This window comes from Candidatus Planktophila limnetica, assembly GCF_002288365.1.
GTDB lineage: Bacteria > Actinomycetota > Actinomycetes > Nanopelagicales > Nanopelagicaceae > Planktophila > Planktophila limnetica.
This window is the reverse complement of sequence record NZ_CP016782.1, coordinates 1098170-1122914: the sequence shown is the minus strand read 5'-3', so window position 1 is coordinate 1122914 and position 24745 is coordinate 1098170. Positions and strand designations below refer to the sequence as shown.

Below are 24745 nucleotides of genomic sequence, written 5' to 3'. Positions count from 1 at the left end.
TGAGATTACTTACGCTTTGCAGAACTCTTCTTTGCAACCTTTTTGGTCGACTTACCCTTTGGTGCATTAAGTGCTCTCTTAGTCCGTTGGCTCTCAACGCGAATAGGGCCGCGGTTGATGATGGTGTCATCAGGATTAAGGTTTTCAAGAACACTCTTTTGAAGTTGTTCTAAACGATTAAATGCGCTTTCCAGACGTGTACGGGATTGATGAATCGCACCCTCTGCAGCATCAAGTGATTGAGTTTGAATTTTGTATAAACGTTCAGCTTCTGAGATAACACCAGATAGCCAATGTCGGTAATTTGTTACTTCAACAGTTGCACCAGAAATAATACGCTCACCTTCACGGCGTGCAGCTTGTGCCAACGCTGCAACTTCGCGCTTCTTATCTTCCATAGCGCGATCTGCTGCATCTTCTGCATTTGCAATCATCTCTTGAGCTTCTGATTCTGCAGCTTGAATATATTTGCGGCCGCGAGATTCAGCACCTGAGAGCATTGAGGCTGCTTTGTTCTGCGCAGCTTCCAGTGCATCTTTGGCAGCACGTGATGTTTCATTAACAAGGCGATCAGAAGCGGCTTGCGCGCGAGCTTCACGTAGCTGCGCCGATTTGATCATTGACATTGCAGTTTCAGTTGCAAGAATTTCAAACTCTTCTTTGCTTAATGAAGTGATGTCGCGGCGTGAGCGAAGATCAGCAAGTTGTGTTTCAAGTTCGCGAATACGGTCAACAGAACCAGGAGTGGTTTGTTCTTCACCTGTGAAGCCAACCCAATTAAGGAAACTCTTCTTCTCGCTCATCATTTTCCTTGCTGCCGACGGATAATTTCTAGAGGTTCTCTAGGGGCTTTAGATTAGAGCAGTAAGGGCCATCGGCAAAAGTCCCTGTGTGGGGTACGGGGGTTAGTCCGAGTAGTGAGGCCGGTGTTAATCGCGGTAAATGGCCATGGAAACGGCGACGTACTGAGAAATCCAGGCCGCTAAAACGAAGATGTGAAAGAGCTCATGAAAGCCAAAATATTTTGCATAACGGCCCGGCTTTTTCAAGGCGTAAAAAATTGCTCCCACAGAATAAAAAAGTCCACCAATTAATATTGGAAGCAATACCCAGAGACCGCCTTCTCTATAGAGCTGTGGTGTGTAAATAACTGCAACCCAACCGAGTAATAAATAATTAGCAACATATAACCAACGAGGCGCGCCAACCCAAAACACACGCAGTGCAACTCCGGCAAGAGCGCCAACCCAGACAACAATAAGAAGAGTTAGGCGATCGCGACCTTCAAGAAGTGCAACAGCAAAAGGCGTGTAGGAACCGGCAATTAGCAAATTAATATTGGCGTGATCCCAACGACGCCACATAACCTTCTTTGCAGGTGACCATGGAACGCGGTGGTAAATCGCTGAAACACTAAATAACATGATTGCAGTTATTGAATACAGTGCAACAGATAACTTAAGAGATGACTTGCTTAGAATAAATAAGACAAGGGATGCGATTATTACCGCAGGTGTAGCACCAAGGTGAAACCACCCTCGAAGCTTTGGTGGTGCTGGCACCTGCGTTGTCATGAGATAAGCCTATGCCTAACTCATTTATTTAGAAGCGTTAAAACCATCCTCTAAGTCAGCCTTAATATCTTCAATGTTTTCAAGACCTAGGCTCAAACGAACTAAACCTGGTGTTACGCCCGCAGTAAGTTGTTCTTCAGGGCTCAATTGAGAGTGTGTTGTAGTTGCTGGATGAATAACCAACGAACGAACATCTCCAATATTTGCAACATGGCTAAAGAGTTTGAGGGACTCCACAAACTTCTTTCCGGCTTCTATGCCACCTTTGAGTTCAAAAGAAAGAACAGCGCCAGATCCTTTCGGTGCATATTTCTTAGCAAGTTTATTCCATTGTGAATTAGGCAATGATGCATAGTTAACTTTTTCAACACTTGGATGCTTTGATAGCCACTCTGACACTGCTTTTGCATTTTCTAAGTGACGTTCCATACGAAGGCTTAGAGTTTCTAAACCTTGCGCAAGTAACCATGCGTTAAATGGAGAAACTGCTGCTCCGATATCACGAAGTAATTGCAGACGAATCTTGAAGATATAAGCAAGGTTTGCACCAAATGCTGAACCGACTCCAAGAGCTTGAGCGAAAACAAGTCCGTGATAACTTGGGTCTGGTTCGTTGAAACCCTTAAATTTTGTTGGATATTTTGCATAGTCAAAGTTTCCAGAATCAATAATCGCTCCCACAACAGCATTACCGTGACCAGATAAGAACTTAGTTGCTGAGTGAACAACGACATCGGCGCCATATTCGATTGGCTTGATTACGTATGGAGTTGCAACAGTGTTATCGACGATTAATGGAACGCCTGCTTCATGAGCAACTTTTGCAACACCTTCAATATCCAAGATGTCATTTTTTGGATTAGCGATAGTTTCACCGAAGAATGCTTTTGTATTTGGACGTACAGCTTTACGCCATGAATCAAGGTCATCGGGATCTTCAACGAAAGTTACTTCGATACCGAATTTTGGAAGTGTGTAATGAAACAAGTTATAAGTTCCGCCATACAAACTTGGACTTGAAACAATGTGGTCGCCCGCTTCAGCAACGTTTAGAACTGAATATGTTGTTGCAGCAGATCCAGATGCAACAAGAAGCGCTGCAACTCCACCTTCAAGTGCGGCCAAGCGTTGTTCAACTGCATCCTGAGTTGGATTCATGATGCGTGTATAAATATTTCCTAGTTCCGCTAAACCAAAGAGATTAGCTGCATGCTGTGTATCTCTAAATTGATACGCAGTTGTTTGATACAAAGGAAGAGCGCGTGCACCAGTTGTCGGATCAGCTGTTTGACCAGCATGAATTTGTAAAGTCTCAAATGACCATTTCTTATCTGACATTAGGTGCTACCTCCTTGTTGTAGTGAGTGATTTACTCAGGAGGAGAACGTAACAAAAAGTAGAAGAAAGTTCTAACGAGTGATTAGTTCTTGCAAGTTACTCGCAACAAAATCTACTTAAGAGTACGAAGAGATTTCACACTCAGTGATGCAAGGGCCGCGACAAATGTGAGTATTCCTGTAGCCCAGAGCGTTGCTGTAATTCCAAAGTAGGCAGCAGCAGGTCCTGCAAATGCCACACCAATTGGTGCAATACCGAAAGAACCTAATGCGTCATAGGCGGCAACACGCGAGTATGACTCCTCTGGAATATGCGATTGCATTGCAGTGTTCCACTGAACCATGAAGATATCGATTGCAACTCCGGAAACAGCGCCACATAACATCGTGATGACAAGTGGTTGCGAACTAGCAATTGCAAAGTTCCACACCGAAGAAATTGCAATGAAAACCATTGATGTTGCTAATGGACGTTTAAATTTAACTTTCAGCGCAATCGCACTTCCGCAGATCATTCCAGCAGTTACTGCTGCAAGATTGAGCGACCAATTACGAGGACCGTTATCGCCTTGGTCATATGCCAAAGGACCTAAAACCTGCCAAATAGATTCGAAGCACATATTGATGACAGCAAATGAACAGACAATTGCAATGACCCATGGACGAGCAATGAATTCATGCCATCCAATACGCAGGTCGTGAATTACTGAGTTATCTTCTCGATCAGGCATGGGCGGTAAATCTAAATTCCACACAAGGATTCCAGCAATCAAAAAAGATATTGCATCAATTAACAAAGCCCAACCAGATCCATACAACGTTACGAGAGTTCCGCCCAGCAGTGCACCGACTACAAAGCCAATATTGTTAGATAAAGCCACGATGGCATTACCATCTTTTAGTTTTTCTTTAGGCAAAATTTCAGGAAGTACACCAACCATTGCCGGCCACCAGAGCGCATTTAGCACTCCAAAAATTGCTCCCATAAGAGCTAATAACCAGACAGAAGGGAAGTGACCGATAAATGAAATTGCACTAATTGCAACAAAAACGCTACCGATAATATCTGCTCCGCCAACAACGCGATTTCGTTTGTAACGATCTCCAACAACACCACCAAGTAACATCAAGGCAACCATTGGAACAAAACGTGCGGCCATAACAATGCTGAGATCTTTTCCATCAGCACCTGGAATACTTAAAACTCCATAGGCCAACGCAATGGGAGAAAGTCCATTGCCCACATTGGAAATAAATCGAGAGCCAACTAGTGGAATAAATCCCTTATGTGATCTGAGAGCTCGAAGTTCTTGTAACACCTAGCGAACCTCTTTATCTACATCTTGATGGTGCGGGAGGCGGGACTTGAACCCGCACGTCCGAAGACACAGGTTCCTAAGACCTGCGTGTCTGCCATTTCACCACTCCCGCAAAAGAGTGCCACTGACATTGTGATTAATGCCTGTGGAATATGGCCAAGGTTAGAGGTAAGTTCGCCCTGTTGCCAAAACGGCTAAATCTTACGAAGGGTTCGACCATGTCATTTGATCCAAAACCAGCAGATAAGTTCACTTTCGGTCTCTGGACTGTTGGCTGGCAAGCACGCGATCCCTTTGGTGATGCAACTCGTGATGCACTTGATCCAGTTCGTTCAGTTAAAGAACTAGCAGCACGCGGTGCACATGGTGTGACTTTCCATGATGATGACTTAATTCCATTTGGCAGTGATGAAGGCGAACGTCGCAAGCACATCGATCGCTTTAAGAAAGCACTCGATGAAACTGGAATGAAAGTTCCAATGGCGACAACGAATCTATTTACACATCCAGTCTTTAAAGATGGTGCCTTTACAAGCAACGATAAAGATATTCGCCGTTACGCACTACGCAAAACAATGAAGAACATCGAATTAGCTGCAGAACTTGGTGCCGAAATTTATGTTGCATGGGGTGGACGCGAAGGCGCCGAATCCGATGGAGCAAAAGATGGATATGTCGCACTCGATCGCTTCCGTGAAGCCTTTAATACCCTTGGGCAATTCGTAAAAGATAATGGCTTTAACATCAAGTTTGCACTTGAGCCAAAACCAAATGAACCACGTGGTGATATCTTCTTGCCAACAATTGGTCACGCACTCGCATTTATCAACGAACTTGATTACCCAGAAATGGTTGGCGTTAATCCAGAAGTTGGGCACGAACAAATGGCTGGCCTTAACTTTGTGCACGGCATTGCCCAAGCTCTATGGCACAAGAAGTTATTCCACATCGACCTCAATGGCCAACACGGTCCAAAATACGATCAAGATCTTGTCTTTGGTCACGGAGATCTAAAATCTGCATTCTTCTTAGTTGATTTGCTTGAGCGCTACCAATACAGCGGACCTAAGCACTTTGATTACAAACCTGCGCGCACAGAAGATGACAAGGGTGTGTGGGCATCGGCATCATCGAATATGCGCACCTATTTGATTCTTAAAGAGCGCGCAGCAGCATTTAGAAAAGATCCACGCGTAATTGCTGCAATGAAGGAATCAAACATTCCAGGACTTATGGAACCAACACTTGCAAGCGGTGAAACATGGAAGGACCTAGCAAAGGATTCCTTCGATGTTGATGCAGCTGGTAAGCGTGGTTATGGATACGAAGTTATTGATCAGTTAGCGCTAGAGCATTTAATGGGAGTTGAGCTCTAACTAACTGAACTTCCGCGGCGAGATACTGCGTCAACGCCAGCGGAAACTAATAACACAAGTCCAGTAACAATGAACTTGATACCTGCGGCATAGCCTAAAAGGCCCATGCCATTATCAATAACAGCAACTACAAGACCGCCAAGGATGGCGTCTCGCATCTTTCCTTTTCCACCAAATAGCGAGGTACCGCCAATAACTGCGGCGCCTACTGCATAGAGAAGCGTTGAACTGCCACCTGTTGTTGGAGAGATTGAGTTTTGGCGAGAAGCAAAAATCATGCCAGCAACAGCAGCCAAAGAACTACAGATAACAAATGCTGCGATACGTACTTGCTTAACGTTAATACCTGCGCGACGCGCAGCTTCTGCATTGCCACCGACTGCATAAATATGACGCCCAAATGCTGTGCGACCAAGAACAAAAGTTCCGACTGCAAGTAAGAAAAGAATGAGTGGAACTACATATGGAATTCCCTTAAGACTGACGAGATCTGGATTGTTGCTGCGCTCAACATTGAGTGCAAAGACAGCGCCGCCTGTAATGATGAGAAGGCTTGCTGTTTTGATTACCCAGAGTTTTACAAGTTCAGTTTTTAGCCCCGCACGACGTCGTGTATTTAAACGATTAAGTCCTGTGGCGACATATGCAACTGCTACAACAATGAAGAAAACCCAACTGAGCAGGGGAGAAAGATTGCTATTTTCAACTGCAAGAATTGTCTTATCTTCGATGCGAATTGTTCCGCCTTCGCCAGCTAGAAGTAGCAGCAATCCCTGGAATGCTAAGAATGCAGCCAGGGTTACGACGAATGATGGAATTCCGATGCGCGCGACTAGTGAACCAAGAATAAACCCAAGGAGGCCACCGACGACGATACTGATCGGAAATGCGATGTACCACGCGACTTGATGATTAGTAATAAGAATTACGAGTACAGCACCTGATACACCAGCTGCATAACCAGCAGATAAATCAATTTCGCCAAGGAGCAATACGAAAACTAGTCCCATAGCGATCACAATTACTGCCGCTGCTTGAGTCAGAAGATTTGCAAAGTTGCCTGGGGTAAGGAAAACATTGGACATCGCACCAAAAATTCCACAGAGTGCAATAAGTCCTAAAATTGCAGGAAGTGCACCGATGTCACCAGCTTTTACGCGGCTCCAATAATCTGCTGCTGCACCTTTAAGAGTTGGTGATTCGTGAATGATTTCAGTACTCATGCGTTCACTCCTGAAACTCCAGCAGATTTACCAGTAGTAATTAACTCAATAATTTGTTGTGGCTTTACATCTTTCTTATCCACTTGCGCAGCCATCTGACCCAAGTAAAGCGCAGCAATGTTATCGGCGACTTCGAATACGTCATTGAGGTTGTGGCTAATCAAAACAACTGCAAGTCCGTTATCTGCCAAACGACGAACAAGGTTTAACACTTGCTCAGTTTGTGCAACACCTAGGGCTGCGGTTGGCTCATCAAGAATTACTACTTTGCTATTCCACAAAACAGCACGCGCAATCGCAACAGTCTGGCGTTGTCCACCTGAAAGGGATGCAACAGTCTGTCGAATTGATTTAACCGTACGAACACTTAAGCCATCGAGTGTTTTACGAGCGAGAGCTTCCATAGAAGTTTCATTTAATACTGGGCCTTTTTTTTGTTCACGGCCAAGGAACATATTGTGAACAATGTCGAGGTTGTCACACAAAGCTAAATCTTGATAAACAATTTCAATTCCGAGTTCTGTTGCATCGCGTGGTCCATTGATCTCAACTTTTTTACCTTCAAAAAGGAAGTCACCAGATTCTGGTGTGTAGATACCAGCAATACATTTAATGAGTGTGCTCTTGCCCGCTCCATTATCGCCAACGAGCGCCGTTACTTTTCCAGCGTATGTATCAAAATCCACGCCCTTAAGAACATTTACAGGACCGAAAGATTTATTGACTCCTCGAAGCGAGAGTATTGGTGAACTCACGGCAATCTCCTCTAGTTCTAGTAGAAAGAATTTCGGCCCGGGGCTTTTAACCCCCGGGCCGAAACTTATTTCATTTTCCGCAAATTATCGAACTTTTTATAGTCCGTTAGCTGTGCAGAGATCTTCGATGCCCATACAGACATCTTCCTTCTTCTGGAAGCCATCAGCAATAACGTCCTTGACGTTAGCCTTTGTGATTCCGACTGGTACTAGTAGAACTGAAGGAACATCAATTGCTCCGTTGTTCACTGAACCTGTAGCAGTTGTTGCATCTTCGCCCTTAAGCAATGCGATTGCCAAAGTTGCAGCGCCTTCTGCTTCTGCCTTAATTGCCTTGTAAACAGTGTTTGAAAGGTCACCTGTAAGGATTGCGCGCAATCCGTCAACAGTTGCATCTTGTCCAGATACACAAACCTTGCCGTTTAGCTTGTTCTTCTTAAGAACTGCTACAGCTGCAAGTCCAAGACCTTCGTTAGCTGAAACAACTGCATCAAGCTTTCCGCCAGCCTTTGAAAGTTGCTGTTCGAAAATAACTCCACCCTTTGCGTTATCCCAGTCTGGGACAGCTTGATCATCGACCAATGTGTAGGCCTTTGAATCGATCAATGGACGGAGTACTGAATCGTATCCAGCCTTGAAAAGAGTTGCGTTGTTATCAGTTGGTGAACCGTTTAGGTAAACGATGCGTGCTGATGTCTTACCAGCAGCGTCAAGACATGCCTTAATACCTTCACCTTGTAGCTTGCCTACTGCTTCATTATCAAATGAAACGTAGTAAGAAGCTGAACCGCCAAGTGTTAGACGGTCGTAGTCAATTGTTGGAACGCCTTGTGAAGCAGCCTTATCCTGAACAGCCTTAGCTGAATCTGAATCAAGGTTCACCATGATGAGAACCTTTGCACCTGCTGAAAGCATTTGATCAGCGATTGTCTGGAATGCGGCCTTGTCGCCGTTTGCATTCTGAATATCAACTTTTACACCTGCAGCATCAAATGCAGCTTGTAGGAATCCGCGGTCAGCAGTTTCCCAGCGAGCTGATGAAGCAGCATCTGGAAGGATTACACCGACGAAACCGTCAGCAGAACTGTCGCTCGATGAGCAACCTGTTAGTGCGATTGCAAATGCAGCAAGTGCTGCAGTCATCGCTAAACGGCGCTTTGCCATAGATTTATTACCTTTCGAAAGGTGGAACGCCCCTGGTTGAAACTGTTCCAACCAGTTAAAGGGGGCCGAACCACGGGTGACGCTATCTTTAAAGGCCAGAAAGGTCACACCTTGCATACGCTCATTGAAGGCAATCCGAAATAACAATTCGGTAACAAAGCGAGAGCGCAGGCGCAAAGGGTAGCCTTTGGCAGGTGAGCAGCACAGAAATCTCCCTTTCAGAGCAGATTTCCGCCCATATCCGCACAGCGATCTTGGCTGCTATTTCATCAGGGCAATTACCTAAAGAGATTAGTACCGCACTTCCAGAAACCATTGCACTGGAGCGCCCAAAAAATCGCGACCATGGTGATTATGCAACTTCTATTGCACTGCAATTAGCAAAGCCCTCAGGAAAAAATCCACGAGAGGTTGCAACCATTTTGCAATCAAATTTGGCGGTGATCCCTGAAATTGCAAGAGTAGATATCGCAGGGCCCGGTTTTCTTAACATTACGTTAAATAGAGCAAGCCAAGCCGAACTTGTTCGCACAATCATTAATGCACAATCACACTATGGTCAGAGCACTGGCCTTAAAGGTGTGCGCATCAATCTTGAATTCATCAGTGCAAATCCAACAGGGCCATTACACCTTGGTCACACTAGATGGGCAGCAGTGGGCGATGCCCTCGGCCGCGTATTAAGTGCAGCCGGTGCCGATGTTGCTCGCGAATTTTATGTTAACGATCGTGGCAACCAGATGGATTTATTTGGTGCATCCCTTGAAGCCACAGCACTTGGCAAAGCAATTCCAGAAGATGGTTATCAAGGTCAATACATTGGCGATATTGCAGCAACACTAGTTGCCCAAGATTCAAAACTAATTGCTTTGCCCGAACCAGAGCGCGTCAATGAATTTCGTGAACGTGGTTACAAGTGGCAACTAGGTGATCAAAAACGAGTACTAGATAATTTTGGAACTCACTTCGATGTGTGGTTCTCAGAGCGCTCGCTGCATGAGGGCGGTTTTGTAGATGTTGCAATGGTCAAGCTGCGTAAGCAAGGTCATGTCTTTGAAGAAGAGGGTGCAACCTGGCTTCGCACATCAGATTTCGGTGATGATAAAGATCGCGTGCTCACAAAGGCCAATGGCGACTTAACCTACTTTGCATCAGATACTGCTTACTACATTAACAAACGTGATCGTGGCTTTGATATCTGTATCTATATGTTGGGCGCAGATCACCATGGTTACGTGGGTCGCTTGAAAGCTACTGCTGCGTGTGCCGGTGATAATCCTGAATACAACATCCATGTATTAATTGGTCAGTTAGTAAAAATTATGGAAGGCGGGGAAGAAGTAAAACTATCCAAGCGCGCCGGAACAATTATTACCCTCGAAGAACTCGTTGAAAAAGTCGGCGTAGATGCTGCGCGATACACATTGATTCGCTATCCAGTAGATGCTCCGATGATTCTAGATATTGATGTGTTAAAGCGAAATACAAATGAAAATCCTGTCTATTACGTGCAGTACGCACACGCTCGTATTGCTGGCGTATTGCGAAATGCGCAAGAGTTAAAAATTCCTGTGGGACTTGAAAACTTTGATCCAACCCAGCTCACACATGATCGCGAGAATGAATTACTCGGAGCACTTGCAGAGTTTCCAAAAATTGTTGCAGGCGCTGCAGAAATGAGAGAGCCCCATAGAGTCGCTCGTTATCTCGAAGAACTAGCTGGGGTTTATCACGGTTTTTATGCTGATTGCCGCGTCTTGCCACTGGGCGATGAATCTATTTCTTCCCTTCATAGCGCCCGTGCAAATTTATGTGCGGCTACTAAGCAAGTTATTAAAAATGGTTTAGATTTACTTGGCGTGAGCGCACCGGAGAAAATGTGATGAGCAAAAATTTACAGCCCCTGTGGTCTAAAAATGTAACCATCAATAATGGTGTACTTACCTGCTCAGGTATTTCTGCGACAGCTCTGGCTTCTGAATTTAAAACTCCAGCATTTTTCTTAGATGAAGATGATTTTCGCACTCGCGCACTGCATTGGAACTCCGAACTATCTAAAGCATTTGGTCCGCAAGCAGGTCGTGTGTATTACGCAGCAAAAGCATTTATCTGCGTAGAAGTTGCACGCTGGATTGAAGATCTTGGTATCGGAATAGATGTCTGCACAGGTGGCGAATTAGCAGTGGCACTCAAAGGCGGCATTAAGGCTGAAAACATTGAAGTACATGGCAACAACAAATCAGTAGATGAAATTGAACAAGCCGTTGCCGCAGGTGTTGGGGCAATAGTTATTGATTCACTCTTTGAAATCGAACGAGTTGCGGCCGCCGCACAATCGGCAGGAAAGACTCAAAGAGTATTGCTTCGTTTAACTCCAGGAATCGAAGCACATACTCATGAATCCATTGCAACCGCGCATGAAGATGTGAAGTTTGGTTTTTCTATTGCCAGTGGCGCTGCGTGGCAAGCAATTGTCGAAACCAAAAAACACGCCAGCCTTGAACTGCGCGGATTACATTCACACATCGGTTCACAAATTTTTCAAACAGAGCCATTTGCTATTGCAGCCGATCGACTCATCGAGCTCTTGGCAAAGTTCAATTCAGAGTTCGGTCAGCAGTTACCAGAACTTGATTTGGGCGGGGGATATGGAATTGCATACCTAGATAACGAATCAGAGATTCAAGCCTCAGATGTGCTTGGCACATTGGCAAAAGTTGTCAAAGATTCTTGTGCAAAGCACTCGCTTAATGTTCCGAAGATTTCTATTGAACCAGGGCGCACCATTGTTGGGCCTTCTATGTTTACGCTTTACACAGTTGGGACAACAAAAGTTGTCACGCTAGAAAATGCATCCACCCGAAACTACGTTTCAGTAGATGGTGGCATGAGTGATAATTTGCGCACAGCTTTATATGGCGCCGAATACACAGCCGTTCTTGCCAATCGTGAATCAACGGCTAAAAAGATTGCAACGCGCATCGTTGGAAAACATTGCGAAACAGGGGACATCATTATTAAAGACATAGATTTTCCGGCAGATGTCATTCCCGGGGATTTACTTGCCACGCCAGCAACAGGTGCATACGGTCGCAGCATGGCCACCAATTACAACCACATCTCGCGTCCGCCTGTTGTAGCCATTAAAGATGGAAAAGCTCGAGTAATCCTGCGTCGTGAGAGCATTGAAGATCTCCTGCGCCTAGATATTTAACGCGCATCTGCTCATCTGTGAAAGAATAAGCACATGAGCGCGCATAAAAATATTTATATTGGCATGCTTGGCTGCGGCGTTGTCGGCAGCCAAGTTGCTGCGCTGCTAGAAAAAAATAATGCAGAACTTTCTACTCGCGCCGGTGCGAAGTTAATCTTAAAGAAAATTGCAGTTCGAGATATCAAAGCAGCTCGCGAAGGAATTAATCAATCACTTTTTACAACTGATGCACAATCAGTAATTGATGATTCTGAGATTGACATCATTATTGAAGTAATGGGTGGAATAGATCCTGCTCGCGAATTAATTCTTGCTGCAATCAAAAATGGTAAATCTGTAATTACAGCCAATAAAGCACTCCTTGCCTTACATGGCGCAGATCTTTTTACAGCCGCAGATAACAAGGGCGTGGATCTTTACTATGAAGCAGCCGTTGCAGGTGCCATTCCGATTATTCGCCCAATGCGCGAATCACTTGTTGGCGATCAGATTACTCGCGTTATGGGAATCGTCAATGGAACAACAAATTACATTCTTACAAAGATGGATGAAGAAGGTCGTGCATTTGCTGATGTTCTCAAAGAAGCGCAGAGTCTTGGTTATGCAGAAGCCGATCCAACTGCAGATGTTGAAGGAATAGATGCTGCATCAAAGGCTGCAATCATTGCCGGTCTTGCATTTCATTCACGCGTAAGTGTTGATGATGTCTACCGTGAAGGTATTTCATCTATTACTGCAGATGATGTTGCAGTGGCCAAGACAATGAATCACGTTATTAAATTACTAGCCATCGCAGAACTCACTTCCGATGATCGAATTTCAGTACGTGTTCACCCAACTCTTATTCCCCGTAGTCATCCACTGGCCGCAGTTCGCAATGCATTTAACGCTGTATTCGTTGAAGCAAAGTCTGCAGGTCAATTAATGTTTTACGGCCCTGGAGCAGGCGGTGCCCCAACTGCAAGTGCAATTTTGGGAGATGTTGTTGCAGTGGCGCGCCATCGAGTCAGCGATTCAGTAGGCCCACGTGAAAGCGATTATGCCGATCGCGCAATTGCGCCAATCGGTGATACAAAAACACAATTTCTTATTCGTTTAAATGTTGCTGATAAGCCAGGTGTTTTAGCTGCTATTGCTCAAGTATTTGCTAAAGAAGGCGTATCAATTCAAACAGTTCGTCAATCAGGTCGTGGAAATGATGCTGAACTTATTGTTGTAAGCCACGGCGCCACTGAAGAAGCACTTAGTTCAACAGTCAGTGCGTTATCAAAGATGGACATCGTTACTAAAGTTGAAAGTGTTCTGCGAGTGCTTGGGTCGCAATCCTGATGTCTATTTTTTCTCGCAGACCAGGAGCGCATCAATGGCGCGGAGTAATTAACGAATATCGTCATCGCTTGCCTGTTTCAGATCAGACTCCTGTAGTTACCCTTAATGAAGGTGGAACTCCACTCATTTATGCTTGCAATCTTTCTGAGTTATTAAAAAATGATGTGTGGATTAAGTATGAAGGTTTAAATCCAACAGGATCATTTAAAGATCGCGGCATGACAATGGCAATTTCTAAAGCAGCCGAAGATGGATCAAAAGCTGTTATTTGTGCATCCACTGGAAATACTTCGGCCTCTGCTGCTGCCTATGCGGTTAAAGCTGGAATGGTTCCGGCAGTACTTATTCCTAAAGGAAAAATTGCCCTAGGAAAATTAGCGCAAGCCGTTGCACATGGTTCAAAAATTTTGCAAGTAAATGGAAACTTTGATGATTGCTTAACACTTGCGCGTGAGTTATCTGAAAATTTCCCAGTTGCACTAGTCAACTCAGTTAATCCATACCGAATCGAAGGACAAAAAACTGCATCCTTTGAAGTAGTCGATGCTTTAGGTGATGCACCAGATATTCACGCTCTGCCTGTTGGTAATGCAGGAAACATTACTGCGTATTGGAAGGGCTATAAGGAATACCGTTCTGATCGCATGTGTTCACAATTGCCCGCAATGTGGGGATTTCAAGCAGCAGGCTCTGCGCCAATTGTTAAAGGAAAAATTGTTAAGAATCCAAATACGATTGCAACAGCAATTCGAATTGGCAATCCAGCATCATGGCAACAAGCAATTGATGCGCGCGATTCTTCAGGTGGGTTAATAGATGCTGTGACAGATAAAGAAATTCTCGCTGCCTATCACCTGATCGCATCGAAAGAAGGAATCTTCGTTGAGCCTTCATCTGCTGCTGGATTAGCAGGACTTATTAAGTATCAAAAGGCAGGAAAGCTTCCAAAGAATAAAACCATTGTTATTACCGTAACTGGCCATGGTTTAAAAGATATTCCATGGGCACTAGAAGGCGCTAAGAAACCAGTTGTCGTGCCAGTAAGTGTCAAGGCGGCGGCAAAGGCGTTAGGTCTTTCATAAAATGGCTAAACCAACTTTTCGCGCAAACACCATACAAATTCAAGTTCCAGCAACTAGTGCAAACCTAGGTCCTGGTTTTGATTCTCTCGGTTTAGCTCTCGGTATGTATGACCGCTATGTCGCACAAATTCTCGATGATCCAGGATTAGATATTGATATTTCTGGCGAAGGCGCCGATGTTTTGCCACGCACAGATAAGAATTTACTTGTTAAGGCAATGTATAAAGGATTTAAATTTTTAGGCGGCGAACCAAAGGGTGTTGCAATTCGAGCACTGAATGTCATTCCACATGGACGCGGCTTGGGATCTTCTGCAAGTGCAATTGTTGGCGGACTCATGCTGGCCAGATCTCTTGTATTAACTGGTGAAGAAAAAATGAGTAATGAGGATTTATTAAACCTTGCAACAGAAATGGAAGGTCATCCAGATAATGTTGCTGCTGCTCTCTTTGGAAGTGCAACGATTTCTTGGACTGAAGATCAGCGTGGCAAGAACATCGCGCGTGCTGTTCAAATTCATGTAGACCCACGCATTAGTGCTATTGCATTTATTCCAGAGGGAGCCGTTGCAACGTCAAAGGCTCGCAAACTTCTTCCAGAGAGCATTGCTCACGCAGATGCAGCAGCTAATACAACTCGCGGAGAATTACTTGTGCATGCCCTGGCTTCCCGACCAGATTTATTGTTTATTGCAACGGAAGACTTCATTCACCAAAAGTTTCGTCAAGAGGCTATGCCTAAATCTTTTGCCCTTGTTAATAAACTACGTGGTGCTGGTGTTGCAGCATTTATTTCGGGTTCAGGCCCAACAGTGCTGGCTCTTCACAATGGTGATGCCAATGAGATCGCTGAATTACAGCGAGCAGCTGGTTCTGCCTTTGAGGTCAAAGCCTTGAATATTTGCACGACCGGAGCGGGAATCATCGCTTAATTGAGAATTTGTAGGGACTGGCGCCTCGGTGCTACCCTTATGACATCTGATCAGCCGGCTCTAGTTAATCGGTGCAAGATTTTTTCAGATAAATAAATTACTCGCTCCTTTTGGGCAATCCTTAAGGCCATTACTGAAATGAAAACAATGACAGAAAAAGAACCAATACGTTCAGACAGCCCAGAGTTAAATGCAATGTCTCTTCCGAAACTCAAGGAAGTAGCTTCGCAACTCGGTATTGAAGGGGCTCCTAAACTAAAGAAAGATGCTCTCGTTCAGGCAATTGCTGATTTACAAGCAGCCAACAGAGAAGCAGCCAAAGCAGAACGAGAAGCTCGTCGCGAAGCGCGCAATAATCGTAATAAGAAAGATGCGCCACGCGATTCAGATTCCAATGATGACTCAGATTCCGACAGTGATTCTTCAAGCAACCGCGGCGATCGTTTTGATCGCAATGACCGTGGTCGCGGACGTGATCGTGGTCGCGGACGTGATCGCAATCGCGATCGTGGAAACCGTGAAGAACGCGAACCAGTTCTCTCAGAAGACGACGTACTACTTCCTGTAGGCGGTCTTCTAGACATTCTTGAAAGCTATGCATTTATTCGAACAGGTGGATATTTACCTGGACCAAATGATGTGTATGTATCACTGCAGCAAGTGCGTAAATACGGATTGCGCAAAGGTGACGTCGTCACAGGTCAGGTTCGCCAGCCAAATGAAGGTGAACGTCGTGAAAAATTCAACGCACTCATTGTGTTGGACACAATCAACGGATCAAATCCTGATGAAGTACGCAACCGCGTTGAATTCAACAAACTAGTTCCGCTGTATCCACAAGAGCGTTTACGCCTTGAAACTGAACCAAATATTTTGACCACGCGCGTTATTGATTTGATCTCACCTATTGGTAAGGGTCAGCGCGGACTTATTGTTTCTCCACCAAAGGCTGGAAAGACAATGGTGTTGCAAGCAATTGCCAATGCAATTACAACAAATAACCCAGAGTGTCACTTGATGGTTGTGCTCGTAGATGAGCGTCCAGAAGAAGTGACAGATATGCAGCGCTCAGTAAAGGGCGAAGTTATTGCCTCAACATTTGATCGCCCTGCCGATGACCACACAACAGTTGCAGAGTTAGCAATTGAACGTGCAAAGCGTCTAGTTGAACTTGGACACGATGTTGTTGTGCTTCTTGATTCAATTACACGTCTAGGTCGCGCATACAACATTGCAGCACCCGCGTCAGGTCGAATCCTCTCTGGTGGTGTTGATTCAGCAGCTTTGTATCCACCAAAGAAGTTCTTCGGTGCTGCTCGTAACATCGAAGATGGTGGCTCACTCACAATTCTTGCAACTGCTCTAGTTGATACCGGCTCTCGTATGGATGAAGTTATCTTCGAAGAGTTCAAGGGAACTGGAAACATGGAACTCATTCTTGATCGCCGTATGGCAGATAAGAGAATCTTCCCTGCAGTGAACGTTGTTGCATCCGGTACTCGTAAAGAAGAAATTCTTATGGGAACAGAAGAACTTAATATTGTGTGGAAACTTCGTCGCGTACTTCACGCACTTGAACCACAACAAGCACTCGAATTACTCCTGGAAAAGATGAAGGGCACTAAGTCCAACGTTGAATTCTTAATGCAGATCCAGAAGACAACTGTCGGACCAGGATCTGAAGGATAAGTTCACGCTCAAATTTTTAAATACCCACCTGATGGGGTTAACCTTTAGCCCTATTAACCGTCAGTCTGGTTCACGTGAATATCACGACCCAGACACGAAAGAGGAAATGAAATGAAGTCAGAGATCCATCCAGAGTACAAAGAGACTCAAGTAACTTGTGGTTGCGGTGAAAAGTTTGTTACCCGTTCAACTGTTACAAGCGGTTCAATTTATGTTGAAGTATGTTCTGTCTGCCATCCTTTCTACACCGGCAAGCAGCGCATCCTTGATACTGGTGGACGCGTAGCGAAGTTCGAAGAGCGCTTCGGTAAAAAATAGCTTTCTAAAGAGACCGCATTCACTACTTGGGTAGTGGTTGCGGTCTTTTGCTTTTCTGTTACAGATCTTGTTATTAAGCGAAACTAAAGGAAAGGAGAAGCCACAATGACAAATGATCGTTTTGCATCTGCACACGAAATGGTTCGCGAATACGCAGAACTAGAAGCAGCCATGGCTGATCCTTCACTTCACGATGATCAAGGCAAGGCACGCCAACTTGGTCGTCGCTACGCACAACTCGGTCCAGTCGTTGCTGGATTTAAAGAGTGGAAGAGCGCCGATGATGATCTAAACGCTGCAAGAGAGTTAGCAGCCACTGATCCAGATTTTGCATCTGAAATTCCTGCACTAGAAGAAACAGCACAGAAGGCTGCCGAAAAACTAGAAGAGTTATTACTTCCACGAGATCCCAATGATGATCGAGATGTGATTCTGGAAGTTAAAGCTGGCGCAGGCGGAGATGAGTCCGCTCTTTTTGCAGGAGATTTATTGCGCATGTATATGCGATATGCCGAAAAACGAAATTGGAAAGTTGAAATTCTCGATGCCACTGAAAGTGAAATGGGTGGCTACAAAGATATTTCTGTTGCAGTTAAATCCAAAGGCACAGCAGCACCTGGTGAATCACCATATGCACGTTTGAAATTTGAAGGCGGAGTACATCGCGTGCAACGCGTTCCAGAAACAGAGAGTCAAGGCCGAATTCACACATCGGCTGCTGGAGTTTTGATTCTTCCTGAAGCAGAAGAAATTGACGTTGAATTAAATATGAATGATGTCCGCGTAGATGTGTATCGCTCATCAGGTCCTGGTGGACAGAGCGTAAATACAACGGATTCAGCAGTACGTTTAACACACGTGCCAACAGGCATTGTGGTCTCTTGCCAAAACGAGAAGAGCCAATTACAGAACAAAGAGTCAGCGCTTCGTATTTTGCGTGCACGCCTTTTGGCTGATGCACAAGAAAAAGCAGCTGCAGTCGCATCGGCTGAACGTAAGAATCAGGTTCGAACCGTTGATCGTTCCGAGCGCATCAGAACCTATAACTTTCCTGAAAACCGGTTGAGTGATCACCGCGTTAACTACAAATCTAATAACTTAGACATCGTCTTAAATGGCGAATTAGATGATGTCATTCAATCTTTATTAGATGCTGATAAAGCAGCAAAGTTAGCTTCGACAGAATAAATACAAGTATGAACGTGCGCGAGACTTTAAAGGATGCAAAAGAACAACTAGCCCTTTCAGAAATCGATGGCATAGATGCTGAAATATTGTTGGCACACGTTCTAGGAATCTCGCGGATGGATCTACATAACCCACTAGTTCTAGAGCGCACGCTGGCATCCCTTGGCGATACATCAATTGCACTAGATACCTTTCATGACTTATTGGCCCGAAGAATTCTTCACGAACCACTTCAATACATCACAGGCACCGCATACTTTAGAAATCTTGAGTTAAAAGTGGGCCCAGGAGTATTAGTTCCAAGACCAGAGAGTGAGCTATTAGTTGGCGCAGTTCTTACACATATTTCTAATTTGCCCGCACCGGTAAGTGTCGTAGATCTTGGATCAGGTTCTGGAGCACTGGCACTTGCAATCGCAACAGAGGCGCCTAACAGTCGAGTGATAGCAGTTGAAAAAAGCGATGAAGCACTTGTGTGGCTTAAGAAAAATGTTGAAGCAATTATTGAAGATTTACGGATTGTTCATAGCGATGTCAGCGACGCACTCATTGGCATTAAATGCGATGTCATCATTGCTAATCCGCCATATATTCAGGATGAGTCAGATCTACCAAGAGATGTTGTTGAACACGAACCAGCTATTGCACTCTTTGGAGGCAAAGATGGAATGGATGCACCCCGTGCATTTATTGCAGCTTCTGCTCGCCTACTTAAATCAGGTGGTTTATTGGCAATCGAGCACAATGAATTACAGGGCTCTTTGATTGCCGATGCACTAAGCCATGATTTTCAAGAGATACAGTTACATCAGGATTTAGTTGGTCGACCACGTTGGACTAGCGCGATACGGAAAGATATATGAGCAACCCAGTTGAAAGAGTGGACATCACCACTGGTGACCCTGCTGAACATTTAGCACGAGGACTTAAATCAATTCGTGATGGTTATGTCATCGTTGTTCCACTCGAACATGGATATGTCTATGCATGCGATGCATTTAGCCACTTTGCTGTTCGAGCAATGCACGTACTTCGTGGCGATGCTCTCGGTGTGGTTTCGCAAGTAATAATTTCAACAGCTAAAACTGCACAAGGATTATCACGCAGCATGCGAGATGATGTTCAAAAAATTACGGATGCGTTCTGGCCAGGGCTGTTAAGTGTTAACGTGAAACCACAAGTTGGATTGGCATGGGATTTAGGAGATTCACAAAGACTTGATCTCATTAGTTTGCGAGTGCCACAAGAAGGTTTCGTTTTGGATTTGATGCAAAAGAGCGGACCATTGGCAATTGCAAGTATTACAAATAATGGATTGCCAACATTGCTCGATGTCGAGAGATTTGAGAATCCAGGTGTGGATGTAATTTTCGATGGTGGCCATCTACCAGCCGGACCTCGCAGTACCGTCATAAACGTTTCAGATGATGGAATGGAACTCATTCGAGAAGGTGCAATCTCGCGTGAATCCCTTCAAAAAGTATCTCCTGACAATTTCGCCTAGTCAGATTAGAATCTGCAAATGACGAAAGATATTTTCTACGGACCAGACTTTGATTTGTTGAGCAAGCAAGATCCAGAAATTTCTGCGGTTTTGCTCTCAGAACTCAAGCGCCAACAAACCAATCTTCAATTAATCGCAAGTGAAAACTTCACTTCACGTGCAGTGCTTGCAACCCTTGGTTCAACTCTTTCAAACAAGTACGCAGAAGGTTATCCAGGCAAGCGTTATTACGGTGGATGCGAAGAAGTAGATAAGGCCGAATACCTTGCAATCGAACGTGCTAAATCTTTATTTGGTGCAGATCATGCCAACGTTCAACCACACTCAGGTGCAAGTGCAAACATCGCTGTGTATCAAGCATTTACAAAACCTGGTGACACAGTTCTTGCTATGTCGTTATCACACGGTGGACACCTCACACATGGTTCTCCTGTTAACTTTTCTGGAAAGTGGTTTAACGTAGTTTCATATGGAGTTCGCCAAGATACTGAACTCATTGATTATGACGAATTGCGCGATCTTGCTATTGCCAACAAACCAAAGATGATTTGTTCTGGTGCTACTGCTTATCCAAGTCTTGTTGATTTTGAAAAGGTCCGTGCAATTTGCGATGAGGTTGGCGCAATCATGTGGGTCGATGCTGCGCACTTCATTGGCTTGGTGGCTGGAAAAGCTATTCCTTCACCGGTGCCATATGCAGATGTCGTTTCATTTACAACACATAAAGTTTTACGTGGTCCACGCGGTGGAATGATTCTTACCAAAGAAGCACACGCTGCTGCAATTGATAAATCTGTCTTTCCTGGAATGCAAGGCGGACCGATTATGTCTGCAGTCGCTGGCAAGGCTGTCGCGCTTCGAGAGTGCGCAACACCTGAATATCAAAAGTATTCAAAAGATGTTATTACCAATGCAAAAGCACTGTGCTCAGCACTTGAAGGTGAGGGTATGCGCGCAGTTTCTGGCGGAACACAAACACACCTCGCACTCATTGATATCCGCGGTACTGGCGTTAATGGAAAAGTTGCAGATGAACGCTGTGGCAATGCAGGCATTGTTCTTAATAAGAATTCAATTCCTTTTGATCCAGAAAAGCCAGGAATCACAAGTGGTATTCGCGTGGGAACTCCTGCAACAACCACACAAGGTATGGGCGTTGAAGAAATGAAGACGATTGCGTCTTTGATTTCTCGCGCAATCCGCAGCGAAGATCCAGCGGTGTTATCAGGAATTAAGAGTGAAGTTCACGCCTTAACTTCGAAATTCCCAATTTATAACGCATAGACTTACTCCATGCGTGAGTACATGTTCACTTTGCTGCTCTCTGCAGCGCTGTGTTATCTGATCACTCCATTTGTTCGAACTCTTGCATCTAAATTTGGCGCCGTCGCATTGGTGCGCACCCGCGATGTTCACACTTCTCCAACTCCACGGTGGGGTGGGGTTGCTATGTGGGCGGCTATGTCACTTACTTTCATCATCGTTCAACATCTCACACTGGTTGGAAAATCTTTTGGCCATGAGGCACAAGGAATTTTCCTAGCCGGAACTTTTCTAGTCGTACTTGGCATGGCAGATGATCGCTATCAATTAGATGCTCTGACAAAGTTAGCCGGACAAGCACTTGCCGCAGGAATTTTGCTTATTTATGGAATCCAGATTTTATGGCTTCCAATAAATGGTGTCATCACTCTTCCACCCAGCATCGGACAACTTGTCACAGTCCTAATCGTCTTAGTAACTATTAACGCGGTTAACTTCATTGACGGATTAGATGGATTAGCAGCGGGCATTGTGGCCATTGCAGGGGCTGCCTTCTTTACCTTTGCATACCTGTTAGCTGTTGTCTGGGGCTTTAGTCGCGCTGGTGCACCATCTCTTATGACTGCAGTGCTCATTGGAATTTGCCTTGGATTCTTGCCACATAATTTTCACCCCGCTCGCATCTTTATGGGCGATTCTGGCTCAATGTTCTTAGGTTTATTACTAGCCTCTGCAGCCATTACATTAACTGGGCAAGTAGATCCAAATGCAATTACAGCAGTAAAAGTTGGTCCGACTCTGCTTCCGCTCTTGCTTCCATTTGCAGTTCTTGCGATTCCATTGGCAGATTTAGTACTGGCAATTGCACGACGCTTACGCGCAGGTCGTTCACCATTTGCACCAGATAAAGATCATCTTCACCATCGTTTACTCGCTGCTGGAAACTCGCACGTGCGTACCGCGATAATCATGTATCTATGGACTGCAACTCTGGCTTTTCCAATTACGATTTCTGCCTTTGCGCCGGCGTGGGTTGCACTACTTACCGCAGCAGCCCTTGCCACGATCGCGATTGTGGTTACTCAAAGTGGTAAAAAGGACTCCATATATGTCTGATCAAAAAAGTTCTGAAAGCCTCATGCTTCGTGGAGCACTTGTTCCTTCATTTATTGTTGGAATTATTGCAATCGGCTTATGCACATTCATAGTTGGATTGCCAGGATTTTTAGGCGCACTAATCGCACAATTTGTTGTAATTATTTATTTTGCCATCCACATCGGTGTATCACGCATTGCACGAAATCTTGATCCCATGAGCACAATGGCATTGGCAGTATTTTCATATTTTGCGAAGCTACTTTTTCTTGGCGTATTTTTATACCTTCTCAGCGCCTTTACTTCCAGAGATACGATAAACAGAACAAGTTTTGGTGCCACCGCAATTGCGCTCACATTTGCTTGGTTGGGTGGGGAAATTGCAAGTTACATGAAGTTGCGCATACATTTACCCCTGCCTAATTCTAAGAATTAGCTGAAGTAGTTAGCGCAATCCAAAGGGGAGTACTCATGGCAACACGTGATGAGAATGCTGCATGGTCAATCGTTGGTTACTTGCTCTCCGGGTTGATCTTCTGGGGCGCTGTCGGCTGGGGATTAGATAAGTGGCTCGGCACAGCCTTCCTGCTTCTCACCGGCCTTCTCGTTGGCGCCGCCTCAGGGATTTACCTGGTCTGGCTTCGATTTGGCCGCGAGTAAGGGCTAATAGCTCGGCTTAATCCAATTTCACAGGCGGGACTTTTCCCCATAGGGTTGCTCGCAGAACGCATCCCCGGCGTCCTAATTGATAAGTCCGTTTGAATTCATTTGAGTTTATTTGAAGGAGTGTGCGTGCGCTCGTTAGTGTCTTTAAGCGCAGAGGGTGAAGGCTTCGTCCCACCTAGTAGCAACGATTTCGAACTCCCACCAATTTTTGGAAATAGTGCTTTTACAACTAAACCAGTATTTCTGGTTTTTCTATCAGTTATTTTGATTTCAGTTTTTTTCATTCTCTCTTCTCGCAAAGCAGCGATCATTCCTTCTAAGTTCCAATTTGCGGGCGAGAGCGTCTATGCATTCGTTAGAAATGATCTAGCTCGAGATGTTATCGGCCATGACTTCATGCGCTTTGTTCCATACCTTTTCACACTCTTTACATTTATTTTGACGAATAATCTCTTTGGAATTATTCCGCTTCTTCAATTTCCGACGATGTCTCGTGTTTCTTTCCCATATGTTTTAGCAGGCACCGTCTACATAGTTTTCCACTACGTTGGAATTCGCAAACAAGGTGCATGGAAGTACTTCAAAGAAATTATGTTCATGCCTGGCGTTCCAAAGGCTGCATACATTCTTATTACTCCACTTGAGTTGCTGACATTTTTACTTGTTCGCCCACTCACGCTCTCACTTCGTTTGTTTGCAAACATGTTTGCAGGGCACTTGCTCTTGCTCGTCTTTATCTTGGGTGGAGAACATCTATTCCAAGGTGTTATTGGTTTGAAGTTAATTAGTCCCTTTGCCTTTGCTATTGGCATCGTTCTAACTTTCTTTGAATTCATGGTCCAGTGTCTACAGGCGTACATCTTTACTCTGTTGGCAGCTCTATATATCGCCGGCGCCCTTGCCGACGAGCACTAATTAGGTAAATACCTAAAGAAAAGAAAAAAGGAGAAAAAAATGGAAGGCACACTTAACCTGGTCGGTTTTGGCCTCGCAGCAATCGGTCCTGGTATTGCAACTGGACTTATCTTCGCCGCATATATCAACGGCGTTGCTCGTCAACCAGAAGCACGCAGCGTCCTACAGCCAATCGCGTTCCTTGGGTTCGCACTTGCTGAAGCACTTGCACTCTTCGGTCTCGTACTCGCATTTGTTCTCTAATATCTAAGTAATAGAGAGAGTTAAAAATGGTTAATACAGTGATCTTGGCTGCAGAAGGCAAAATCAATCCGCTAGTTCCGCACACAGCAGAACTTATTGTTGGCGCGATTGCTTTCACCCTTCTCTTCCTTGTCTTGAGAAGCAAAGTTGTGCCGATGTTTGAAAAAGCATTTACGGCGCGTACCGAAGCGATTCAAGGTGGCATGGAGCGTGCTGAAAAAGCACAGCTTGAAGCACAACGCGCACTTGGTCAGTACAACGAGCAATTGTCGAAAGCACGCGAAGAAGCACAAACACTTCGCGAAGAAGCACGCGTTCAAGGCACAGCCATTATTGAAGAACTTCGCACTAAAGCTCAGGAAGAAGCAGCACGCATAACAGCAGCTGCACACGCATCCATTGAGGCAGAGCGTCAACAAGCAGTGACTTCACTTCGCAATGAAGTCGGAACACTTGCAGTTGAACTCGCATCAAAGATCGTCGGAGAAGCACTAGAAGACCAGGCCCGTCAATCACGCATCGTGGATCGCTTCCTTGATGATTTAGAGAAATCTAAGTAA

General features: G+C 44.9%; 25 protein-coding genes and 1 tRNA gene. 18 read left to right on the top strand and 8 right to left on the bottom strand.

What is annotated here, in order from left to right; genetic code table 11:
- Positions 1-5 precede the first annotated feature (5 nt).
- From PHILAsVB114_RS05905 to PHILAsVB114_RS05885, 5 genes are all read right to left on the bottom strand, one after another.
- Positions 6-803, bottom strand: a complete 798-nt coding sequence (locus PHILAsVB114_RS05905) for a hypothetical protein (protein WP_095698442.1) — start codon at positions 801-803, stop codon at positions 6-8.
- Between the two features lie 126 nt (positions 804-929).
- Entirely contained in the window at positions 930-1574 is a 645-nt protein-coding gene (trhA, locus tag PHILAsVB114_RS05900) for a PAQR family membrane homeostasis protein TrhA (RefSeq protein WP_095698441.1), read from the bottom strand.
- A 24-nt stretch (positions 1575-1598) separates the two neighbouring features.
- On the bottom strand, positions 1599-2912 hold the full coding sequence (locus PHILAsVB114_RS05895) for a bifunctional o-acetylhomoserine/o-acetylserine sulfhydrylase (protein WP_095698440.1): 1314 nt from the start codon (positions 2910-2912) through the stop codon (positions 1599-1601).
- Between the two features lie 112 nt (positions 2913-3024).
- Entirely contained in the window at positions 3025-4230 is a 1206-nt protein-coding gene (locus PHILAsVB114_RS05890) for an MFS transporter (RefSeq protein WP_095698439.1), read from the bottom strand.
- A gap of 28 nt (positions 4231-4258) precedes the next feature.
- Positions 4259-4342, bottom strand: a tRNA-Leu gene (locus tag PHILAsVB114_RS05885).
- A gap of 106 nt (positions 4343-4448) precedes the next feature.
- Between PHILAsVB114_RS05885 and xylA the strand changes: the two genes are divergently transcribed.
- Positions 4449-5606, top strand: a complete 1158-nt coding sequence (gene xylA, locus PHILAsVB114_RS05880) for a xylose isomerase (protein WP_095698438.1) — start codon at positions 4449-4451, stop codon at positions 5604-5606.
- Here the strand turns inward: xylA and PHILAsVB114_RS05875 are convergent.
- The 3 genes from PHILAsVB114_RS05875 to PHILAsVB114_RS05865 all read right to left on the bottom strand — a co-directional run bounded on the left by PHILAsVB114_RS05875 (position 5603) and on the right by PHILAsVB114_RS05865 (position 8748).
- On the bottom strand, positions 5603-6829 hold the full coding sequence (locus PHILAsVB114_RS05875; protein ID WP_095698437.1) for a sugar ABC transporter permease: 1227 nt from the start codon (positions 6827-6829) through the stop codon (positions 5603-5605). The genes xylA and PHILAsVB114_RS05875 overlap by 4 nt on opposite strands.
- The gene (locus PHILAsVB114_RS05870) at positions 6826-7584 is read right to left on the bottom strand and encodes an ATP-binding cassette domain-containing protein (RefSeq protein WP_095698436.1); all 759 of its coding nucleotides are present in this window, start codon (positions 7582-7584) and stop codon (positions 6826-6828) included. Before PHILAsVB114_RS05870 ends, PHILAsVB114_RS05875 begins: the two co-directional genes overlap by 4 nt.
- Positions 7585-7680: 96 nt before the next feature.
- The gene (locus PHILAsVB114_RS05865; RefSeq protein ID WP_095698435.1) at positions 7681-8748 is read right to left on the bottom strand and encodes a sugar ABC transporter substrate-binding protein; all 1068 of its coding nucleotides are present in this window, start codon (positions 8746-8748) and stop codon (positions 7681-7683) included.
- Between the two features lie 194 nt (positions 8749-8942).
- Between PHILAsVB114_RS05865 and argS the strand changes: the two genes are divergently transcribed.
- From argS to PHILAsVB114_RS05780, 17 genes are all read left to right on the top strand, one after another.
- Positions 8943-10631: an arginine--tRNA ligase gene (gene argS, locus PHILAsVB114_RS05860; protein WP_095698434.1), complete on the top strand. Its 1689-nt coding sequence runs from the start codon at positions 8943-8945 to the stop codon at positions 10629-10631.
- Positions 10631-11962 carry a diaminopimelate decarboxylase gene (gene lysA, locus PHILAsVB114_RS05855; protein ID WP_095698433.1) on the top strand — a complete coding sequence of 444 codons (1332 nt, stop codon included), beginning with the start codon at positions 10631-10633 and terminating at the stop codon, positions 11960-11962. Before argS ends, lysA begins: the two co-directional genes overlap by 1 nt.
- A 33-nt stretch (positions 11963-11995) precedes the next feature.
- Positions 11996-13291 carry a homoserine dehydrogenase gene (locus PHILAsVB114_RS05850; protein ID WP_095698432.1) on the top strand — a complete coding sequence of 432 codons (1296 nt, stop codon included), beginning with the start codon at positions 11996-11998 and terminating at the stop codon, positions 13289-13291.
- Complete coding sequence (thrC, locus tag PHILAsVB114_RS05845) at positions 13291-14373, top strand: threonine synthase (RefSeq protein WP_095698431.1); 1083 nt, start codon at positions 13291-13293, stop codon at positions 14371-14373. Before PHILAsVB114_RS05850 ends, thrC begins: the two co-directional genes overlap by 1 nt.
- Before the next feature lies 1 nt (position 14374).
- A complete protein-coding gene (thrB, locus tag PHILAsVB114_RS05840) occupies positions 14375-15304 on the top strand; it encodes a homoserine kinase (RefSeq protein WP_095698430.1) in 930 nt (309 codons plus the stop codon).
- 147 nt (positions 15305-15451) lie between these two features.
- A complete protein-coding gene (gene rho, locus PHILAsVB114_RS05835; RefSeq protein WP_095698429.1) occupies positions 15452-16993 on the top strand; it encodes a transcription termination factor Rho in 1542 nt (513 codons plus the stop codon).
- A 111-nt stretch (positions 16994-17104) separates the two neighbouring features.
- A complete protein-coding gene (rpmE, locus tag PHILAsVB114_RS05830; RefSeq protein WP_095698428.1) occupies positions 17105-17311 on the top strand; it encodes a 50S ribosomal protein L31 in 207 nt (68 codons plus the stop codon).
- A gap of 105 nt (positions 17312-17416) precedes the next feature.
- On the top strand, positions 17417-18499 hold the full coding sequence (gene prfA / locus PHILAsVB114_RS05825; protein WP_095698427.1) for a peptide chain release factor 1: 1083 nt from the start codon (positions 17417-17419) through the stop codon (positions 18497-18499).
- An 8-nt stretch (positions 18500-18507) separates the two neighbouring features.
- Positions 18508-19362 carry a peptide chain release factor N(5)-glutamine methyltransferase gene (gene prmC, locus PHILAsVB114_RS05820; RefSeq protein WP_095698426.1) on the top strand — a complete coding sequence of 285 codons (855 nt, stop codon included), beginning with the start codon at positions 18508-18510 and terminating at the stop codon, positions 19360-19362.
- On the top strand, positions 19359-20003 hold the full coding sequence (locus PHILAsVB114_RS05815; protein WP_095698425.1) for an L-threonylcarbamoyladenylate synthase: 645 nt from the start codon (positions 19359-19361) through the stop codon (positions 20001-20003). The genes prmC and PHILAsVB114_RS05815 overlap by 4 nt, the downstream gene beginning before the upstream one ends.
- 18 nt (positions 20004-20021) lie before the next feature.
- A complete protein-coding gene (locus PHILAsVB114_RS05810) occupies positions 20022-21287 on the top strand; it encodes a serine hydroxymethyltransferase (protein WP_095698424.1) in 1266 nt (421 codons plus the stop codon).
- A gap of 9 nt (positions 21288-21296) precedes the next feature.
- Positions 21297-22382 (top strand): glycosyltransferase family 4 protein, encoded by a 1086-nt coding sequence (locus PHILAsVB114_RS05805; protein WP_095698423.1) that lies wholly within the window; start codon positions 21297-21299, stop codon positions 22380-22382.
- Positions 22375-22797 carry a Cg1360 family ATP-synthase-associated protein gene (locus PHILAsVB114_RS05800; RefSeq protein ID WP_095698422.1) on the top strand — a complete coding sequence of 141 codons (423 nt, stop codon included), beginning with the start codon at positions 22375-22377 and terminating at the stop codon, positions 22795-22797. Before PHILAsVB114_RS05805 ends, PHILAsVB114_RS05800 begins: the two co-directional genes overlap by 8 nt.
- 35 nt (positions 22798-22832) lie before the next feature.
- Positions 22833-23021, top strand: a complete 189-nt coding sequence (locus PHILAsVB114_RS05795; protein ID WP_095698421.1) for an AtpZ/AtpI family protein — start codon at positions 22833-22835, stop codon at positions 23019-23021.
- A 132-nt stretch (positions 23022-23153) separates the two neighbouring features.
- Positions 23154-23942, top strand: a complete 789-nt coding sequence (atpB, locus tag PHILAsVB114_RS05790; protein WP_095698420.1) for a F0F1 ATP synthase subunit A — start codon at positions 23154-23156, stop codon at positions 23940-23942.
- Between the two features lie 39 nt (positions 23943-23981).
- Positions 23982-24185 (top strand): ATP synthase F0 subunit C, encoded by a 204-nt coding sequence (gene atpE, locus PHILAsVB114_RS05785; protein WP_018206788.1) that lies wholly within the window; start codon positions 23982-23984, stop codon positions 24183-24185.
- A 26-nt stretch (positions 24186-24211) separates the two neighbouring features.
- Positions 24212-24745, top strand: a complete 534-nt coding sequence (locus tag PHILAsVB114_RS05780; protein WP_095698419.1) for a F0F1 ATP synthase subunit B — start codon at positions 24212-24214, stop codon at positions 24743-24745.

What these genes read in the sequence shown, in the direction of transcription:
- PHILAsVB114_RS05780 (WP_095698419.1), top strand. Translation starts at nt 24,212, where the DNA reads ATGGTTAATACAGTGATCTTGGCTGCAGAAGGCAAAATCAATCCGCTA.
- PHILAsVB114_RS05810 (WP_095698424.1), top strand. Translation starts at nt 20,022, where the DNA reads ATGACGAAAGATATTTTCTACGGACCAGACTTTGATTTGTTGAGCAAG.
- PHILAsVB114_RS05895 (WP_095698440.1), bottom strand. Translation starts at nt 2,912, where the DNA reads ATGTCAGATAAGAAATGGTCATTTGAGACTTTACAAATTCATGCTGGT.
- atpE (WP_018206788.1), top strand. Translation starts at nt 23,982, where the DNA reads ATGGAAGGCACACTTAACCTGGTCGGTTTTGGCCTCGCAGCAATCGGT.
- rho (WP_095698429.1), top strand. Translation starts at nt 15,452, where the DNA reads ATGACAGAAAAAGAACCAATACGTTCAGACAGCCCAGAGTTAAATGCA.
- trhA (WP_095698441.1), bottom strand. Translation starts at nt 1,574, where the DNA reads ATGACAACGCAGGTGCCAGCACCACCAAAGCTTCGAGGGTGGTTTCAC.
- PHILAsVB114_RS05865 (WP_095698435.1), bottom strand. Translation starts at nt 8,748, where the DNA reads ATGGCAAAGCGCCGTTTAGCGATGACTGCAGCACTTGCTGCATTTGCA.
- PHILAsVB114_RS05800 (WP_095698422.1), top strand. Translation starts at nt 22,375, where the DNA reads ATGTCTGATCAAAAAAGTTCTGAAAGCCTCATGCTTCGTGGAGCACTT.
- PHILAsVB114_RS05815 (WP_095698425.1), top strand. Translation starts at nt 19,359, where the DNA reads ATGAGCAACCCAGTTGAAAGAGTGGACATCACCACTGGTGACCCTGCT.
- PHILAsVB114_RS05905 (WP_095698442.1), bottom strand. Translation starts at nt 803, where the DNA reads ATGAGCGAGAAGAAGAGTTTCCTTAATTGGGTTGGCTTCACAGGTGAA.
- rpmE (WP_095698428.1), top strand. Translation starts at nt 17,105, where the DNA reads ATGAAGTCAGAGATCCATCCAGAGTACAAAGAGACTCAAGTAACTTGT.
- PHILAsVB114_RS05850 (WP_095698432.1), top strand. Translation starts at nt 11,996, where the DNA reads ATGAGCGCGCATAAAAATATTTATATTGGCATGCTTGGCTGCGGCGTT.
- lysA (WP_095698433.1), top strand. Translation starts at nt 10,631, where the DNA reads ATGAGCAAAAATTTACAGCCCCTGTGGTCTAAAAATGTAACCATCAAT.
- thrC (WP_095698431.1), top strand. Translation starts at nt 13,291, where the DNA reads ATGTCTATTTTTTCTCGCAGACCAGGAGCGCATCAATGGCGCGGAGTA.
- thrB (WP_095698430.1), top strand. Translation starts at nt 14,375, where the DNA reads ATGGCTAAACCAACTTTTCGCGCAAACACCATACAAATTCAAGTTCCA.
- PHILAsVB114_RS05805 (WP_095698423.1), top strand. Translation starts at nt 21,297, where the DNA reads ATGCGTGAGTACATGTTCACTTTGCTGCTCTCTGCAGCGCTGTGTTAT.
- prmC (WP_095698426.1), top strand. Translation starts at nt 18,508, where the DNA reads ATGAACGTGCGCGAGACTTTAAAGGATGCAAAAGAACAACTAGCCCTT.
- xylA (WP_095698438.1), top strand. Translation starts at nt 4,449, where the DNA reads ATGTCATTTGATCCAAAACCAGCAGATAAGTTCACTTTCGGTCTCTGG.
- PHILAsVB114_RS05795 (WP_095698421.1), top strand. Translation starts at nt 22,833, where the DNA reads ATGGCAACACGTGATGAGAATGCTGCATGGTCAATCGTTGGTTACTTG.
- prfA (WP_095698427.1), top strand. Translation starts at nt 17,417, where the DNA reads ATGACAAATGATCGTTTTGCATCTGCACACGAAATGGTTCGCGAATAC.
- PHILAsVB114_RS05875 (WP_095698437.1), bottom strand. Translation starts at nt 6,829, where the DNA reads ATGAGTACTGAAATCATTCACGAATCACCAACTCTTAAAGGTGCAGCA.